We start from the raw sequence: 16,478 nt of genomic DNA, 5'->3' as shown, positions 1-16,478 counted from the left end.
GCTCCGCTGTCGCCTTTCCCTTAGTCCTCAGCCGCGTAGCCTGGATGGAGCGTCAGCGTAATCCGGGTCTTTCTTACACAAGCGACTTTCCCGGATTTCGCTTCGCTCCATCCAGGCTACTTCATCATTCCTTCGGCATGGCCCCCACATAGGACGAACTCGGCCGGATCAGCCGTCCCGTGCGCTGCTGCTCGCGCGCATGCGCGGTCCATCCTGCCACACGCGCCACCGCGAAGATCGGCGTGAAGGCCTGCCTCGGAATTGCGAGTGCATCGAGCAGGATGGCGGTGAAGAACTCGACATTGGTCTCCAGCGGCCGATCCGGATTCTTCTTGCGCAGCGCGCTGCGGATATAGGCTTCGACCTCGCCGGCAAAGGGCAGGTCGGCGCCGTTGGAAGCCAGTGCCTCGATCGCGGTCTTCAGCACGTCGGCACGCGGGTCGCGCACGCGATAGACGCGGTGACCAAAGCCCATCATCCGCTCGCCGCGTGCCAGCGCCGCATCGACCCAGCTCTGGATGCATTCGCGCGAGCCGATCGCATCGAGCATCTCAAGCACCGGCTCCGGCGCGCCGCCATGCAAGGGGCCGGTGAGCGCGCAATAGCCCGCGGTCACGGCGGCGAACAGATCGGCTTGCGTCGAGGCCACCACGCGCGTCGTGAAGGTCGAGGCATTCATGCCGTGGTCGCAGACGGTGACGAGATAGGCATCGAGCGCGGTGACCTCGCGCGTTGCAGGCGCCCGCCCGTGCAGCATGCGCAGCGTGTCGGCGGCGTGGCTCACGCTGGGATCGGGCGCGACCGGCTCGAGCCCTTTTGCGCAGCGGACCAGCGCGCCGGCGATCACTGGAAACGCGCCGACGATGGTCGCTTCGTGCTCCAGTCCATGTTCGGCGCGAAGTCCCGCGACCGCCGCGCGAAACCCGTCGACGATGCCCATGCCTTGTGTCGCCGGCAACAGATCCGGCAATCGCGCGAAGGCGCGCTCACGCGCGGCACCCAGGCTCGTCCGCACATTGCCTTCGCTTAAGCTGGTCTTGCTGGCGCCGTTCCAGAGCCGGGCGGTGACGCCCTCGAAGCTCGATTTGGCGGCGAGGCTGCCGACATGCTCGCCGGCGATGATCAGCTCGCCGCGCTCGCCATCGACATGGCTCAGCACGGTCTCCGCCGCGGGAACGCCGTCCAGCCCGATCTGGCTTTTGGTGAGGTGGATGTTCATGGCCCAATCTCCTGTTTGACGCATGGGAAAGGTCGGGCCTCTCGACAGGTTGATCAATCTTGATTACATAAATCAATATGAAAAATTCCGATGGGCTCTACCTCTCCGCCCGGGAAGCCGCCGCCGAGCTCGCGATCTCGCCAGCCACGCTCTACGCCTATGTCAGCCGCGGCCTGATCCGCTCCGAGCCGACAACGGATTCCCGCAGGAACCGCTACCGCGCCGAGGACGTCCGCGCCCTGAAGGAGCGCCGGGTGCCGTCGCCGGAGCCAAGGGGCCTGCGCAGCTTCGACGCCGACCTGCCGGTGATGGACACGGAGATCTCGACCATCACCGAGGAGGGCGCGATCTACCGTGGGGTCAACTGCGTCGATCTCGCCGAGAGCGACACGCTGGAGCACACGGCGACGCTGCTGTGGGACGTCTCCGGCGTCGATCCGTTCGATCAGGACAATCAGCCCTTTCTCTCCGAGGAGATGCGGACGATCGGGCAGGCCGCGCGGCGGGCGGCGCCGATCGACCGCGCTATCGCCGTGCTCGCGCTGGCTGCGAGCGCCGATCCTCGCGCCTTCACCCGCGCGCCGGATGGCCGCGCCATGGTCGGCGCGCGCATCGTCCGTCTGCTGGTCGCGACCATGCTCAATGCCGAGCCATCGGCCGAGCCGCTGCATCAGCAGGTTGCGAAAGCGTGGGCGGCCGACAACAAGCATGCTCCCGATCTGATCCGCCGCGCGCTGGTGCTGCTCGCCGACCATGAATTGAACGCCTCGACCTTCACCGCGCGTTGTGCCGCCTCGACCGGCCTCAATCTCTATGACTCGGTGATCGCCGGCCTCGCCGCGCTGAAAGGGCCCAAGCATGGCGGCGCCGGCGTGCTGGCCTCTCAGCTCGTGAAGACGCTGATCGATCGCGATGTCGAGCCGATGGTGCGCGAGCGCGTCGCGCTCGGCGAGCGTTTTGCCGGCTTCGGCCATGGCGTCTACAAGCGCGGCGATCCCCGCGCGCAATCGCTGCTGAATGCCTTGTCGCGCGCCGGCGCACCGCGAAAGTTCACCCGCGAGGTGCCGGAGCGGATCGCGGAGGCGACCGGGGAGTTCGTCAACATCGACTACGCACTCGCCGTGCTCGTGCACGCCCTGCGCCTGCCCGTCGGCAGCGAGCTCGCTTTGTTCGCCATGGCCCGCAGCGTCGGCTGGATCGCCCATGCCAGCGAGCAATTGCAGTTCGGCAAGCTGATCAGGCCGCGGGCAAGGTATGTGGGACCGGCGCCGGGACGGAGGGCGGGGGGTGTTGGTTAGGGACGTTGCGAGAGCGGCCCTCTTCGCCGTCGTCCTGGCGAAGGCCAGGACCCATACCGCGGAATCTACCGATGCGGACGCTAGGAGTACCGAGCGCCCAATCTTCGCCAAACAACGCATTGGGGTAATGGGTCCTGGCTTTCGCCAGGACGACTCGAAGGAAAGTCCTCAACCCCGCGGCTTCGCCTCCGCGACACCGCTGCCGTGCCTTCGGCGGATGAACCAGAGCCCAACGCCCACCACGATCGCCACGCCCACCACGGTCAAAATCCAGATGTGCTTGCCGACATGCCCATGATGATGCAGCCCGGCATATTCGTGCAGCGCTGAGATCGCGAGCACTCCCGGCAGCACATGCGCGGGGGCCCAGGCCAGGATCGCAGGGATGTTCACCGCGTAGAATTTCGCCGGCGCCATGCCGAGCGCGCCGGCGGTAACAGGCACGAAGGCGCGGATCGGGGGTACGAAGCGGGCGAAGAACACCGCCCAGGTGCCGAAGCGATGGAAGAAGCTCTCGCTCTGCGCGACCAGCCGCGGATAGTTCATCAGCGGCCAGGTGTTGAGGATCTCCCGTTGCTGCCGGTGCCCGATCCAATAGGCCGATCCGTCCCCGAGCACCGCGCCGAGTGCGGCCGCCAGCAGCACCCATGGCAGCTTCAGCTCGCCGCCCGGAACCAGCGCGCTCAGCGCCAGGATGATGGTCGAGCCGGGGATTACCGACCCGACGACCGGCACCGCTTCGAGCAGCGCCGCCAGGAACAGGGTCAGATAGGCCAGCCACGCATGGGCCGAGACGAAGGCGATGAGGGGATCGAGGAAGGATGTCACGTCGTCTCTGTAGCGGGCTGGAGTACTGGAATTCAGACCCTACATAGGTAAGCACATGCGGCAACAGTGCCATCCGCGCAGGCAGAGGCGTCAACCGCCTGAGATTCGAGCGTGATTCGCAAGGCAGCCCTCCAAAAACTGCGTTCCTTGCCTATCTAAATGAAAAGACAAAGGAACTTTGATTGGTGGGCGGGCTTCTGCCGGCCACTTGTCTCTGATAGGTTGAGTTTCAGCACCCAGCCGCAGCCAACGTGCGAATAACCGGTTTCGGGACCGCCCGGGACCTCGGAGGATTGATGACGACCGCCGCCCTGTCCAAAGTTGAGGAAGTTTCCGGTCAGCCCGACATGAAAGTGTCGGTGCGCCAGGTGTTCGGGATCGACAGCGATCTCGAAGTCCCGGCCTATTCCGAAGTCGATCCTCATGTGCCCGAAGTGGATTCCGACTACCGCTTCGACCGCGCCACCACGCTCGCCATTCTCGCGGGCTTTGCCAAGAACCGCCGCGTGATGGTGACCGGCTATCACGGCACCGGCAAATCCACCCATATCGAGCAGGTCGCCGCGCGCCTGAACTGGCCCTGCGTGCGCGTCAACCTCGACAGCCACATCAGCCGTATCGACCTCGTCGGCAAGGACTCGATCGTGGTCAAGGACGGCAAGCAGGTCACCGAATTCCGCGACGGCATTTTGCCCTGGGCGCTGCAGAACAACGTCGCGCTGGTGTTCGACGAATACGACGCCGGCCGCCCGGACGTGATGTTCGTGATCCAGCGCGTGCTGGAGGTCTCCGGCCGCCTGACGCTCTTGGACCAGAACAAGGTGATCAAGCCGCATCCGGCGTTCCGCCTGTTCGCCACGGCGAACACCGTCGGCCTCGGCGATACCTCCGGCCTCTATCACGGCACCCAGCAGATCAACCAGGGCCAGATGGACCGCTGGTCGATCGTCACCACGCTGAACTATCTCAGCCATGACGAGGAAGTGGAGATCGTGCTGGCCAAGGCCAAGCACTATCGCACTCAGGAGGGCCGCGACATCGTCAACAAGATGGTGCGCCTCGCTGACCTCACCCGCAACGCCTTCGCCAACGGCGATCTGTCGACGGTGATGAGCCCGCGCACGGTGATCACCTGGGCGGAGAACTCCGACATCTTCGGCGATATCGGCTTCGCCTTCCGCGTCACCTTCCTCAACAAATGCGACGAGCTCGAGCGTCCGCTGGTCGCCGAGTTCTACCAGCGCTGCTTCAACGCGGAGCTGCCGGAATCGGCGGTGAACGTGGCGCTGAGCTAGACCATGCCAACCATCTCCGTCGAGCGCACCATTGGGACCACCAAGAAGGCTGTGCTCGCCGGGCTCGCTGGCTACAACCACGAGCACATGGGGACGCAGAGACTGAAGGGCCTTGCTGTCTCGCTAAAGGACCGTGGCAAAATCGTCGGTGGGGTCGTCGGTCAGATCTGGACAACGGTTCTGTTCATTCAGTTCTTCTGGATCGAGCAGAAACATCGCGGCCAAGGTCATGGAACGAAGTTGATCGCGGCGATCGAGGACGAGGCAAGACGGCTCGGCGCAATCCGATCCCATGTGGACACGATGAGTTTCCAGGCGCCGGGCTTCTATCGTTCCTGCGGGTACGACGAATTCGGCGCCATTGACGGCTATCCCGGCGGCGTGACGCGCCATTCGTTTACGAAGTCGCTATGAGCACATCATCATCCAACTCCAAATTCCGCAGCAACAAGGAAGCGCCGACCGAGCCGTTCAAGCGCTCGGTCGCCTCCTGCCTCAAGGCGATCGCGAAATCGCCCGAGCTCGACATCTCATTTGCGGCCGAGCGCCCGGGCCTTGCGCCCGGCAAGGCGCGGCTGCCCGAGCCTGCGCGCAAGATGACCAGGCGTGATGCGGCGATCGTTCGCGGCCACGCCGATTCCATCGCGCTCAAGCTCGCCTGTCACGATCCGAAAGTTCACCGCAAGCTGATGCCGGGCAATCCGCAGGCGCGGGGCGTGTTCGAGGCGGTGGAGCAGGCGAGGGTGGAGGCGATCGGCGCGCGCCGCATGGCGGGCGTTGCGAAAAACCTCACCGCGATGCTCGATGATCACTTCCATCGCGGCAAGTTCGACGAGATCACCGACCGCGCCGATGCGCCGTTGGCCGACGCGCTGGCGATGCTGGTGCGCGAGCGCCTGACCGGGATGGCGCCGCCGGCGGCCGCCAAGAAGATGGTCGACCTCTGGCGGCCGATTCTCGAAGACAAGATCGGCAGGCGGCTCGACCGGCTCGACGGCGTCCTCGAGGACCAGACCCGGTTCGGCGATGCCGTGCATGATCTGCTGTCGGCGCTCGAGCTTGGCGACGAGCGCAACGCCGACACCGAGGACAATGACGAGAACGACGAGAACCAGGACGGCGACAACGACCAGTCCGGCGCGGAGGGCTCGCCCGATTCCGATGCCGCGCAGGAGATGAGCGCCGACCAGGCGCAGGCGACATCGGAGGAGATGAGCGAGAGCGCGATGGAAAGCGCGCAGGCCTCGACCTCGGATACCTTCGACGACGGCGAGCTCGGCGACGACGAGACCCCGGGCGAGGCGACGCGTCCGAACCAGCACGGCCGGAACGAGCCGCGCGGGCCGGAATACCACGCCTTCGCGCCCAAGTTCGACGAGGTCATCGCCGCCGAAGACCTCTGCGACCATGACGAGCTGGAGCGTCTGCGCGCCTATCTCGACAAGCAGCTCGCGCATCTGCAAGGCATCGTCGCCCGCCTCGCCAACCGGCTGCAGCGCCGGCTGATGGCGCAGCAGAACCGCGCCTGGGAGTTCGATCTCGAAGAGGGCATCCTCGATCCCGCGCGCCTGTCGCGCGTCGTCACCGATCCCTATCACCCGCTGTCCTTCATGCACGAGAAGGAGGCGACGTTCCGCGACACCGTGGTGACGCTGCTGCTCGACAATTCCGGCTCGATGCGCGGACGCCCGATCACGGTCGCCGCGACCTGCGCGGACATCCTGGCGCGTACGCTGGAGCGTTGCGGCGTCAAGGTCGAGATTCTGGGCTTCACCACGCGCGCCTGGAAGGGCGGGCAATCGCGCGAGGCCTGGCTTGCCGCCGGCAAGCCGGCCAATCCCGGCCGTCTCAACGATCTCCGCCACATCATCTACAAATCGGCCGACGCCCCCTGGCGTCGTGCGCGAAAGAATCTCGGGCTGATGATGCGCGAAGGCCTCCTGAAGGAGAACATCGACGGCGAGGCGCTGGACTGGGCGCACAAGCGCCTGCTCGGCCGGCCCGAGCAGCGCAAGATCCTGATGATGATCTCGGACGGCGCGCCGGTCGACGATTCCACGCTGTCGGTAAATCCCGGCAATTATCTCGAGCGGCACCTGCGCCACATCATCGAGGAGATCGAGACCCGCTCGCCGGTCGAGCTGATCGCGATCGGCATCGGTCATGACGTGACGCGTTATTATCGCCGCGCGGTGACGATCGTCGACGCAGAGGAGCTCGGCGGCGCCATCACCGAGAAGCTCGCCGAGCTCTTCAGCGAGACCAACACCGCGCCGACACAAGCGCCCGGCCGGCCGCGCCGCAAATTGCATTCGTGAGCAACCATCAATCCCGCCGCAGCTTTCTCGGCCACGCGGCGGCGGGATTTTCCATTCTGACGATGCCGCGATTGGCGCGGGCGCGGGCGCAGGCGCAGCCCGCGACCGAGCCGCCGCCGCGCGCCCTCCAGCTCGAGCACGCCGTCGCTGCGCCCGTCAGCGTCGAGGTCAACGCGCGCAGCATTCCCAATTTCGAGCCGCGCGACCGTTCGCGGACGCGCTTCGGCTCGCTGGATTTTCGCAGCGGCCTGGTGCTGACCTCGCCCTATCGCGGTTTTGGCGGCCTGTCCGGCCTCCGCTTTCTCGACAACAAAGGTGAACGCTTCCTCGCGATCTCCGACCAGGGCGGCTGGTTCACCGGCACCATCCGCTATTCCGGCCGCGAGATGGTTGGGCTCGCGGACGTCGAGGCCGCGCCGCTGCTCGGTGCTGACGGGCGGCCGATCACGGATAAGCGGCTCTGGTACGACAGCGAGTCGCTCGCGCGCGACGGCAACCTCGTCTATGTCGGGCTCGAGCGCGTCAACCAGATCCTGCGTTACGATTTCGCCAAGGGCGGCACCCGCGCCCGCGGCGAGGTGATCGCAGTGCCGCCTGCGGTCCGCAAGTTGCCCAACAACAAGGGGCTCGAAGCGCTCGTCGTCGTGCCCAAGAACCAGAACCAGGTGCTCGCGGGCACGCTGATCGCGTTCTCCGAGCGCGGGCTCGACGCCGACGGCAATTTGGTCGCCTTCCTGATCGGCGGTCCGACGCCGGGCCAGTTCAGCGTGCGGCGCTCCGAGAACTTCGACATCAGCGACGCGGTGCTGCTGGCCTCGGGCGATCTCCTCATCCTCGAACGCAAATTCTCCTGGTTCACCGGCGTCAACATCCGCATCCGCGCGATCCCGCTGAAGTCGATCGCGCCGGGCGCGCTGGTCGACGGCCTCACGCTGTTTTCCGCCGATCTCGGCCACGAGATCGACAACATGGAAGGCATCGACGCCCATGTCACGGCCGAGGGCGACACCGTGCTGACCCTGATCTCCGACGACAATTTCTCGATGCTGCAGCGGACATTGTTGCTGCAATTCACGCTGGTGGAGTAGGGCGGTCTCTCCCCCGTCATTGCGAGCGCAGCGAAGCAATCCAGTCTGCCTCCACGGAGGGATTCTGGATTGCTTCGCTGCGCTCGCAATGACGCTGGGAGGCAGGCTCGCACCAAGCCAGCACCGCAATGCATGGCCCTACGGGCCGCCATTCCCGCCACGCGCCTAGCAATCCGCCGCCCGCTCACTACACTCCCTGCAGCATCCTCCATCCCCCGGAACTCCCGCATGAGCGCCCTATTTTCCCCGATCAAGCTGCGCGGACTGACGTTGAAGAACCGCGTCATCGTGTCGCCGATGTGCCAATATTCGGCCGATGACGGCGTCGCCACGGATTGGCACTTCACCCACATCAACAATCTCAGCCTGTCGGGCGCGGCGATGTTCTGCATCGAGGCGACGCATGTCGAGGCGATCGGCCGCATCACGGCGGGCTGCCTCGGGCTCTACAGCGATGCCTGCGAAGCCGCCTTGAAGCCGATCCTCCATTCGGTGCGCAAGCATTCCTCCACGGCGATCGGGATGCAGCTTGCCCATGCCGGCCGCAAAGCCTCGAGCGCGCGGCCCTGGGAGGGCGGCCAGCTGATTCCGATCGAGCAGGGCGGCTGGCGGGCGGTTGCGCCATCGGCGGTGCCGCACAAGGAGGGCGAGGCCGCCCCGCTCGCGCTCGATGCCGCCGGTCTCAAGCGCATCCGCGAGGCCTTCGTCGATTGCACCAAGCGCGCTGCGCGGCTCGGCATCGATGCCATCGAGGTCCATGGCGCGCACGGCTATCTCCTGCATCAGTTCCTGTCGCCGATCTCGAACAGGCGCACCGACGAATATGGCGGCTCGCTCGAAAACCGCATGCGCTTTCCGCTGGAGGTGTTCGACGCGGTGCGCGCCGCATTCCCCGCCGACAAGCCGGTCGGCATGCGGGTGTCGTCGACCGACTGGGTCGAGGGCGGTTGGGATCTGGCGCAGACCATCGCCTTTGCCAAAGCGCTGAAGGCACGCGGCATCGACTGGATCGATGCCTCCTCGGGCGGCGTCTCGCCGCTGCAGAAGATTCCGCTCGGCCCCGGCTATCAGGTGCAATTTGCAGAAGCCATCAAGCGCGAGACCGGATTGCCCACCATCGCCGTCGGCCTGATCAGCGAAGCCAGGCATGCGGAAGAGATCGTCGCCAGCGGCAAGGCCGACATGGTCGCGCTCGCCCGCGGCATGCTCTACGATCCGCGGTGGGCCTGGCACGCCGCCGCGGACGTCGGCGGCGAGGTCGAAGCCCCGCCGCAATACTGGCGCTCGCAGCCCTCGACGCAAAAGGCGCTGTTCGGCAGGACCACGTTCGGGGCGCGGTGAGTTCTTCACCTCTCCCCGCTCGCGGGAAGAGGTCGGATCGCATCGCAGACGCGATCCGGGTGAGGGGGTACAGGTGCGGCGTTACGCTCGTGTGGGGAGAGAGGCCCCTCACCCCAACCCTCTCCCCGTAAGAACGGGGAGAGGGAGTAAACTCACGCATCCGTAAAACTCCTCGCCTTCCACGCACCCCAAAACTGGCCTAACCTGTCTCCTCAACGCCTCACGGAGGCCGGCCATGCGTTTTGGTGTTCGCAAAACTGCCCATGTGTTCGAGCGCGTGGGTCTTGCGATGGCGGGGGCGGCGTGCGGATTGTTCGTCGGCGCCTATGTGGGATCGGCGATCTCCTCGCTCACCACGCAGGGGTTCCTGTTGGTGATGATGGTGCTCGGCTTCATCGGCTTCTATCTCGGCATCGACACGCCGCAAATGCCCTTCGACGACGCGCACAACGCCATCGACGCCGCGGAATTTCTGAGCTCGGCCGGCACGCTCTGCGCCACGCTCACCGCGCTCGCCTCCGTCGCCGTCATCGTGCTCCGGCTCGATCCGCATATCAACTTCGCCTGGCTTGCTCTGCTCGGCTGGTCCGCCGGCGTCGCCATGCAGATCGTCGCGGGCGCGAAGGCCAGGATGCGGAAGTAGGCCTGCTTACCCTCCCCTGGAGGGGGAGGGTCGGCTCATATTGAGCGCAGCGAAATATGAGACGGGTGGGGTGACGGTCCCTCCGCGACGTACGGTGCCCGAGTGGAGAGATCACCCCACCCCGCTCGCGCTTCGCGCGATCGACCTCTCCTCCAGGGGAGTGATCTTCCCCCGAAAAAGTGGAGGGGTTTAAGCGGCTTTTAGCTCCATCTCGATCGGGGCGATATATCCGATCGCGGAATGGAGCCGGGTGCGGTTGTAGAAGCCCTCGATGAAGGCGAAGATATCGCGCTGGGCCTCGGCGCGGGTCTGGTAGTCGCGATGGTGAACGAGCTCGGTCTTCAGGGTATGGAAGAAGCTCTCCATCGGGGCATTGTCGTAGCAATCGGCCTTGCGGCTCATCGATGCAACGATGCCGGCGCCCGTGAGAGCGTCGCGATAGGCGTGTGAGGCATACTGCACGCCGCGATCGGAGTGGTGGATCAATCCGGCCTGCGGCCGTTGCTGCTGGATGGCCATCGTCAACGCCGCGGATGCGAGTTCGACTTGCATGTGATCCCGCATGGCCCAGCCGACGATCTTTCGACTGAAGAGATCCATGACGGCCGCCAGATACAGCCAGCCCTCCGCGGTCGGGATGTAGGTGATATCGGCGAGCCAAACGCGGTTCGGGGCTTCCGCTGTGAAGTCGCGCGCGATCAGGTTCGGGGCGATCGGCAGGTCGTGACGGCTGTCGGTGGTGCGCACCCGGCGCGGCGGCGCCGTGATGGCGCGGATACCGTGCCGGCGCATCATCCGCTCGATCCGGCCGCGGCTGGCGCCACGGCCCTGCGTCCGCAGCACGGCATGGACGCGGGGACTGCCGTAGCGTCCGCTGCTGTCGTGATGGGCCTGCCGGATCGCAGCCAGCAGCGTGGCATTGGATTTGGTCCGCTGACTCGCCGGGCGATCGCGCCAGGCGTAATAGCCGGCCGGCGAGACCTCGAGCACGGCGCACATTAATCGTACCGGATAGGCGTCGCGATGGTCCTCGATGAAGCGGAAGCTCATGTCCGGGTTCCGGCAAAGATCGCGATCGACTTTTTTAAAATGTCGCGCTCCATGCGCAGCCGTTCGTTCTCCTGGCGCAACCGGGCGATCTCCGAAGCCTGGTCCGCCGACATCGGCGTCGCCTGCGTGGTGGGGCGCCACGCCGCCGATGCCGGCTGCTGCCCGGCCTTATCCACCCAGCGCCGCAGCACCGAGTCGCGCAGCCCGAGTTCCTTGCCTACCGACGTGATCGAGCGACCGCTCGACACCACCAGCTCAACGGCCTGGCGCTTGTACTCTTCGGTAAATGACCGACGTTGACGTTCCATTCGACACCTCCGGGCTCAATGAGCCTACTACAGATGTCCACTCATTCGGAGGAGGTTCAGAGGGTCAGCACGCAGCCCCTAAAACACCACGCCCACCCGCGTTCCGCGCTTCCAGGCGATGCGGCAGCGCTTCTTGGTGTTGACGTGCAGCAGCTCGAACCGATCGGGGATGCTCACCTGTCCGCCGAGATCGACGCAGGCCCCGCCGGGCGAATAGTCGATCAGCGTGCAGGGAATCACGGGCGCGCGCGGGTCGGTGATGATCTTGGCCTGGCGCGAGACCAGCCCCGAAGGCTTCACGCGGGCATATTTGCGCGGATAGTGCGGCACGTCTCCTCCAGCTCCGCTGTCTCGCGGGGATCGGAGGCGATGATGGAACAGAGTTGATGCGATCCCGCTAAGCCGGGCCGAAGAATTTTAATGAAAAGCTGCCGTGACTGCAGAAAGCGGCGGTAACGGGGTGGGGCGGCGCGCCTGCCTCTTCCACCGTCATTGCGAGGGCTCTTGCGACGAAGCAATCCAGACTGCTTCCGCAGCGGCAGTCTGGATTGCTTCGCTGCGCTCGCAATGACGAGCGGTGAAAGCCACCCCTCACACCCCTCCATCTCCCCCGCCACCTCCGCATGCTGAGGCCCCACCGGCATCGGCACCGTCACATAATCCTTCGGCAGATTCACCGGCCGATAGTCCGGTTCCACCGCCATGCGCTTCAACACGCTCTCATGCACATGCGCGCCTTCGGGGATGACGCGCGGCTCGCTGTCGGGAATGTAGAAGCCGAGCGCCACCTTCCGCTCCGGCCATTCCTTGTACGTCGCGCTCTTCGGCAAATACTCCAGCACGCGCCAGCCCGCCGTCATGGAGTTGTGCAGCACGCCGCTCTTGCCCGTAAAGGCGGGCGCGACATAGCTGAACGGCGAGTTCTTGCGTTGGATGCCGAAGGCGAGCTGGTTCACCGTGCGCGGATTGAAGTTCAGCCCCGCCTTCGCGGCCTCCTCGATCATCCAGATCAGCGGATATTTCGACTCCCCGCTCTCGGCTTCCGGATAGCCGCCGCCGACGTCGCTGTGCACGCCGGCGAACCACACCTGCAGAATGTCCTGTGGCACCTTCTTCTCGTCCGGCACATAGCGATTGCTCCAGAACTCCTGCGGCTCCCTGTATTGCTTCAGGCGGAACATGCAGCGCCGCTCGTCGATCGCGATCGCCTGCCGGAAGATCTTGACGCTCGGATTGCGCAGCGTGAAGGCGAGCTCCTCGAAGCTCGGCCAATACAGCCGGTCGGCGCGCGGCACGATCACGCTCGCCACCGTGTCCCAGACGCCGATGAAGTGGATGGTCGGCCAGCGCGTCGAGGTGATGCGCGCGAACTGCGCGGCGAGATCGAATTGGTCCTTCGGCAGCGGCCCCTGCTCGTCGACAGCGACGTCCGCGAGGTCTTCGACGTCGTTGCCGCGCCCGGTGCCGGAATATTGCTTGTAGGCGATGAGGCCCGAGCCTGCGAGGTTCACCTGCTCCGGCGAGATCAGCCCCACCTTGTGGATCAGCCCCGCCAGCACCCGCACCGTATAGGCCCCGCGCGAGAAGCCGAACAGATAGATCTTGTCGCCCGGCGTATAATGCTGAACTAGGAAGCAATAGGCTGACAGCACGTTGTCATCGAGCCCGTAGCCGGTGGCGAGCCCCAGCACCAGGTTGATATTGGCTTTCCAGCGATTCCACGTCGTCGGCTCCGTCACCGTGCCGACCCCGGGATCGTAAAACACCATCTGCCGCGGCTGCGTCTTGTCGGTCTTGCGCAGGCAGCGGTAGAGCTTCAGGACGTTGGAGATGTTCTCGCTGATCTCGTTGCCGGTGCCGTCACAGCAGATGACGATGTTCTTCGGCTCTGGCTTGGCTGCGGTGGTGTGGGCGGGTTCCATGGGATGCGCCTCGGGGTGATGCTACCGGGGCGAGTATAGCGGAAATGGAGGGCAGCGAGCAGCCGAAGGCGGCGTCGCCGGCATTTTGCCCCATCTCTCACCTGTTGACATTAACAACTTGTTAACCATGCCGTCGCCTAATGTGGACGAGTGGGGGATCACCATGTCGGCCCATGTGACGCGACCGAAATTGATGCCTGTTTCGGCCGATCCAGCCTTTCGTTCGCTTGCCAGGCTGGCGGTTCGCGCCAAGGCCGTCCTGCAGACCAAAACGGCTGTCGTACGGAGCAAAGCCATGTTTGGAAAGGACGACTTAGTGGACAATCTCAGCCGCGATCTCGATCGCGCGCGCGGAAGACGCGATGCACTCGCATCCGAAGCCACGACCCTGACGGCCCAGATCGCCGAAATTGAAGCCCGCCTTTCCGAGGAGAAGAAAAGGCGGGAGCGTGAGCGCGTCTTGTGCGAGATCGAAGCGATCAAAACCCGAGTCAAGCAAGCCGCCGGCGCGTTTGCACCCGTCGTCGATGGTCTCTCCAAGGCGATCGAGTCGGCTGCGGCCGTCGTGCCCGAGGCGCGCGAGCTCAATAGCTTCCTGGTGTCGGTGGCGACCGAAATCGACAGCGTGCTCGATCCCCTGTTGCGCGAACTGGATCAGCGCGCGGATGCGGTGCGAACAGGCCACGTCGCGCTGGACCTGCCGAGTTCGGCCAATGAAGCGCCGCCCATCGAGCTGCCGAAAGACAGCAACGAACGCCTGCTTCGTTTTCCAGCATGGCTGTCTCGCGACAAGGAGACGGACAAGAAGGAATCAGCGGAGAGCCCGCGCAGCACGGCCGCGTGAGCGATCGGCGCGCCGCGCAGCTTAAGAAGCTCGTCTGCAGGTTCCGCAAGCGCAGGGCAATCGCATATGACGCGAGCGCTTGGGGTGCTGAAGTTTCCACATCGTCATGGCCGGGCTTGTCCCGGCCATCCACGCCTTACCCCGCAGCACAAGGAACGTGGATGCCCGGGACAAGCCCGGGCATGACGACCTCTTGTTGATGCTCATATGCGGTTACCCTCTCCCGCAAGCGGTGGAGCCGCGTAGCAGCGGTCCATGTCCGGTTGGAGACGAGCCCCGACTCCCGCGACCGCTCAGTTGGCGGCGCGGCGCAGGAAGGCCGGGATATCGAGAACGGCCTCGTCGGGCGCATTGCGCGCAGCGGTGCGGCCGTAGGGATCGAGCGGCCGGTCGGCCGCGTGGCGCGCATGTTCCAGGCTCGGCCTTGCCGGTGGCCCCACGGGGTGGTGCGGCTGCGGGCGCAGCGGCGGGCTTTCCACTTGCGCAAGGGGAGCACTGCGCTCGATGCGATCGGCGATGCGGCGGCCGTCGTTGCGCAGTCTGCCGGCGAGCTGGGTGAGGGCGGTTTCCACCGGTTGCGCCTGCGGTGCCGGGTCGAGATTATCGATACCGGTCGCCACCACCGAGACGCGGACGATGCCTTCGAGGCTGTCGTCAAACGACGCGCCGACGATGATGTTGGCGTCCGGATCGGCCTCGTCGCGAATGCGGGTCGCGGCTTCGTCGACCTCGTACAGCATCAGATCCTTGCCGCCGGTGATGGAGATGATGAGGCCACTGGCGCGCTTGATCGAGGGATTCTCGATCAATGGATTGGAGATCGCGGCCACGGCGGCGGCAAGCACGCGCTTCTCGCCGGAAGCCTCGCCACGTCCCATCATGGCCTTGCCCTTCTCCTTCATGACGGAGAGGACGTCGGCAAAATCGAGGTTGATCAGGCCTTCCTTGACGATGAGATCGCTGATGCAGGCCACGCCCGAATAAAGCACCTGGTCGGCAAGGGCAAAGGCGTCGGCGAATGTGGTCTTGTCGCTGGCCACCCGGAACAGGTTCTGGTTCGGGATGATCAAGAGGGTGTCGACCGTCTTCAGCAACTCCTCGATGCCGGCTTCGGCAAAGCGCATGCGGCGCTGGCCCTCGAAGTAGAACGGCTTGGTGACGACGCCGATGGTGAGGATGCCGAGCTCGCGCGCGGCCCTGGCGACGATGGGAGCCGCCCCGGTGCCGGTGCCGCCGCCCATGCCGGCCGTCACGAACACCATGTGTGCGCCGGTCAATTGATCGCGGATCGTATCGATCGCCTCTTCGGCTGCGGCGCGTCCCAATTCCGGCTGCGAGCCGGCGCCGAGGCCCGCGGTCACCTTTGTGCCGAGCTGGATCAGGTGCCTCGCCTTCGACATGGCCAGCGCCTGCGCGTCGGTATTGGCGACCACGAACTCGACGCCTTGCAGCCCGGCCGTGATCATGTTGTTGACCGCATTGCCGCCGGCGCCGCCGACCCCGAACACGACGATGCGGGCCTTCATTTCGTGGATATCGGTGATGCCAGTCATGCTTCCCTCGTGATTGCTCCGGCATGCCGGGGATGGAGAAAGTTTTCGAGTGCTACCTGCAAGCCGCGCGGTCTGCTTGCACGATCGCAGCGGCCAGATGTCCCAATCGACGCGCGGCGTATCCTGCGATCGCGCCGCCCACCCTGCCACCGGTCCGCAGAACCGCCACTTCGTCTTCCAGTCGTGCCGCCCACGCATTGGCTGCCGCCGTCTCGGCGGCCGCCTGCATCAGCTCGACTTTGAGCCGATCGGCACGCTCGCGCTCGCGCTCGAAATCGGCCCGGGTGTTGGCTGCCACTATTTCGAGCCGCGCGACCTCCGCCTTGAACGCCTCGATCTTGAAGGCCTCGATCTTGGCTAGGGAGGCATCGATCGGATCTGCCCGGCGGCCGCGCCGCGGGCGGGGTGTGTAGCGGAGCTCGGAGAAATCAACGCTCACCAGCGCCTTGCCGTCCTCCGACCGCGAGCGCGGCAACCGGCGGCGTCGCGCCAGCGAACGCGCGGCCTCTCGGGAGATATCGAGGCGGGCACTGAGATCGGCATACGTCAACAACTCAACGCACATCGGCGCTTCTCCTGGAGCGAACCGGGAAGGCATTTCGAGCTAGTGATGGCTGGACGATTGCAGCAGGCTAGGCTGCGTTGGTTAATGGACAGTTAACGCGCGAGGGGGGATGTTTACGAGTGCCGTCACGGTGCCACGCCGGGGATCGTTGGGCAGCATCTACCGCGGCTGCGTCTTATCCGTCTTGCGCAGGCAGCGGAGAGCTT

General features: G+C 65.4%; 14 protein-coding genes and 1 pseudogene. 8 read left to right on the top strand and 7 right to left on the bottom strand.

Going from position 1 to position 16,478, the window contains the following annotated elements:
• Nucleotides 1-124: 124 nt before the first annotated feature.
• Nucleotides 125-1,219 (bottom strand): citrate synthase/methylcitrate synthase, encoded by a 1,095-nt coding sequence (locus LRP30_RS43055; RefSeq protein WP_249758757.1) that lies wholly within the window; start codon nt 1,217-1,219, stop codon nt 125-127.
• A 77-nt stretch (nt 1,220-1,296) separates the two neighbouring features.
• Between LRP30_RS43055 and LRP30_RS43050 the strand changes: the two genes are divergently transcribed.
• Entirely contained in the window at nt 1,297-2,517 is a 1,221-nt protein-coding gene (locus LRP30_RS43050; protein WP_128956853.1) for a citrate synthase family protein, read from the top strand.
• A gap of 168 nt (nt 2,518-2,685) precedes the next feature.
• On the opposite strand, the gene LRP30_RS43045 is transcribed toward LRP30_RS43050, so the two are convergent.
• Nucleotides 2,686-3,345 carry a DedA family protein gene (locus tag LRP30_RS43045; RefSeq protein WP_128940334.1) on the bottom strand — a complete coding sequence of 220 codons (660 nt, stop codon included), beginning with the start codon at nt 3,343-3,345 and terminating at the stop codon, nt 2,686-2,688.
• Nucleotides 3,346-3,641: 296 nt separating this feature from the next.
• Here LRP30_RS43045 and cobS point away from each other — a divergent pair, with 296 nt between their 5' ends.
• From cobS to LRP30_RS43015, 6 genes are all read left to right on the top strand, one after another.
• Nucleotides 3,642-4,640 (top strand): cobaltochelatase subunit CobS, encoded by a 999-nt coding sequence (gene cobS, locus LRP30_RS43040; protein ID WP_091893436.1) that lies wholly within the window; start codon nt 3,642-3,644, stop codon nt 4,638-4,640.
• A gap of 3 nt (nt 4,641-4,643) precedes the next feature.
• On the top strand, nt 4,644-5,054 hold the full coding sequence (locus tag LRP30_RS43035; RefSeq protein WP_128930232.1) for a GNAT family N-acetyltransferase: 411 nt from the start codon (nt 4,644-4,646) through the stop codon (nt 5,052-5,054).
• The gene (gene cobT, locus LRP30_RS43030) at nt 5,051-6,958 is read left to right on the top strand and encodes a cobaltochelatase subunit CobT (protein WP_128940332.1); all 1,908 of its coding nucleotides are present in this window, start codon (nt 5,051-5,053) and stop codon (nt 6,956-6,958) included. The genes LRP30_RS43035 and cobT overlap by 4 nt, the downstream gene beginning before the upstream one ends.
• The gene (locus LRP30_RS43025) at nt 6,955-8,046 is read left to right on the top strand and encodes an esterase-like activity of phytase family protein (RefSeq protein ID WP_249758756.1); all 1,092 of its coding nucleotides are present in this window, start codon (nt 6,955-6,957) and stop codon (nt 8,044-8,046) included. Before cobT ends, LRP30_RS43025 begins: the two co-directional genes overlap by 4 nt.
• A 228-nt stretch (nt 8,047-8,274) precedes the next feature.
• Nucleotides 8,275-9,387 (top strand): NADH:flavin oxidoreductase/NADH oxidase, encoded by a 1,113-nt coding sequence (locus LRP30_RS43020; protein WP_249758755.1) that lies wholly within the window; start codon nt 8,275-8,277, stop codon nt 9,385-9,387.
• 235 nt (nt 9,388-9,622) lie between these two features.
• On the top strand, nt 9,623-10,030 hold the full coding sequence (locus tag LRP30_RS43015; RefSeq protein ID WP_128930226.1) for a hypothetical protein: 408 nt from the start codon (nt 9,623-9,625) through the stop codon (nt 10,028-10,030).
• Between the two features lie 189 nt (nt 10,031-10,219).
• On the opposite strand, the gene LRP30_RS43010 is transcribed toward LRP30_RS43015, so the two are convergent.
• The 3 genes and pseudogenes from LRP30_RS43010 to LRP30_RS43000 all read right to left on the bottom strand — a co-directional run.
• A protein-coding gene (locus tag LRP30_RS43010; RefSeq protein WP_249757655.1) for an IS3 family transposase occupies nt 10,220-11,388 on the bottom strand; the annotation gives its coding sequence in 2 pieces (ribosomal slippage) (nt 10,220-11,100 and nt 11,100-11,388; 1,170 coding nt in all).
• A 78-nt stretch (nt 11,389-11,466) separates the two neighbouring features.
• Nucleotides 11,467-11,718, bottom strand: coding sequence for a PilZ domain-containing protein (locus tag LRP30_RS43005; RefSeq protein ID WP_091893446.1), 252 nt, complete (start codon nt 11,716-11,718; stop codon nt 11,467-11,469).
• A 305-nt stretch (nt 11,719-12,023) separates the two neighbouring features.
• A pseudogene (locus LRP30_RS43000) lies at nt 12,024-13,310 on the bottom strand (DUF2235 domain-containing protein); the annotation flags it as partial.
• 163 nt (nt 13,311-13,473) lie between these two features.
• Between LRP30_RS43000 and LRP30_RS42995 the strand changes: the two are divergent.
• Nucleotides 13,474-14,154 carry a hypothetical protein gene (locus LRP30_RS42995; RefSeq protein WP_128946638.1) on the top strand — a complete coding sequence of 227 codons (681 nt, stop codon included), beginning with the start codon at nt 13,474-13,476 and terminating at the stop codon, nt 14,152-14,154.
• A 293-nt stretch (nt 14,155-14,447) separates the two neighbouring features.
• Here LRP30_RS42995 and ftsZ read toward each other — a convergent pair whose 3' ends face one another.
• Together ftsZ and LRP30_RS42985 are read right to left on the bottom strand one after the other, a co-directional pair.
• Nucleotides 14,448-15,707 (bottom strand): cell division protein FtsZ, encoded by a 1,260-nt coding sequence (gene ftsZ, locus LRP30_RS42990; RefSeq protein ID WP_128930223.1) that lies wholly within the window; start codon nt 15,705-15,707, stop codon nt 14,448-14,450.
• A 52-nt stretch (nt 15,708-15,759) separates the two neighbouring features.
• Nucleotides 15,760-16,257 carry a hypothetical protein gene (locus tag LRP30_RS42985; RefSeq protein ID WP_249758754.1) on the bottom strand — a complete coding sequence of 166 codons (498 nt, stop codon included), beginning with the start codon at nt 16,255-16,257 and terminating at the stop codon, nt 15,760-15,762.
• Between the last annotated feature and the right edge of the window lie 221 nt (nt 16,258-16,478).

This window comes from Bradyrhizobium sp. C-145 (genome assembly GCF_023375135.1).
GTDB lineage: Bacteria > Pseudomonadota > Alphaproteobacteria > Rhizobiales > Xanthobacteraceae > Bradyrhizobium > Bradyrhizobium zhanjiangense.
Note: the sequence above shows the minus strand (reverse complement) of the source record. Positions and strands in the feature narration are given on the sequence as shown.

Excerpts from the sequence above, each read along its gene's own strand:
- LRP30_RS43055 (WP_249758757.1), bottom strand. The coding sequence starts at position 1,219 with ATGAACATCCACCTCACCAAAAGCCAGATCGGGCTGGACGGCGTTCCC.
- LRP30_RS43050 (WP_128956853.1), top strand. The coding sequence starts at position 1,297 with ATGAAAAATTCCGATGGGCTCTACCTCTCCGCCCGGGAAGCCGCCGCC.
- cobS (WP_091893436.1), top strand. The coding sequence starts at position 3,642 with ATGACGACCGCCGCCCTGTCCAAAGTTGAGGAAGTTTCCGGTCAGCCC.
- LRP30_RS43035 (WP_128930232.1), top strand. The coding sequence starts at position 4,644 with ATGCCAACCATCTCCGTCGAGCGCACCATTGGGACCACCAAGAAGGCT.
- cobT (WP_128940332.1), top strand. The coding sequence starts at position 5,051 with ATGAGCACATCATCATCCAACTCCAAATTCCGCAGCAACAAGGAAGCG.
- LRP30_RS43020 (WP_249758755.1), top strand. The coding sequence starts at position 8,275 with ATGAGCGCCCTATTTTCCCCGATCAAGCTGCGCGGACTGACGTTGAAG.
- LRP30_RS43015 (WP_128930226.1), top strand. The coding sequence starts at position 9,623 with ATGCGTTTTGGTGTTCGCAAAACTGCCCATGTGTTCGAGCGCGTGGGT.
- LRP30_RS42995 (WP_128946638.1), top strand. The coding sequence starts at position 13,474 with ATGTCGGCCCATGTGACGCGACCGAAATTGATGCCTGTTTCGGCCGAT.
- ftsZ (WP_128930223.1), bottom strand. The coding sequence starts at position 15,707 with ATGACTGGCATCACCGATATCCACGAAATGAAGGCCCGCATCGTCGTG.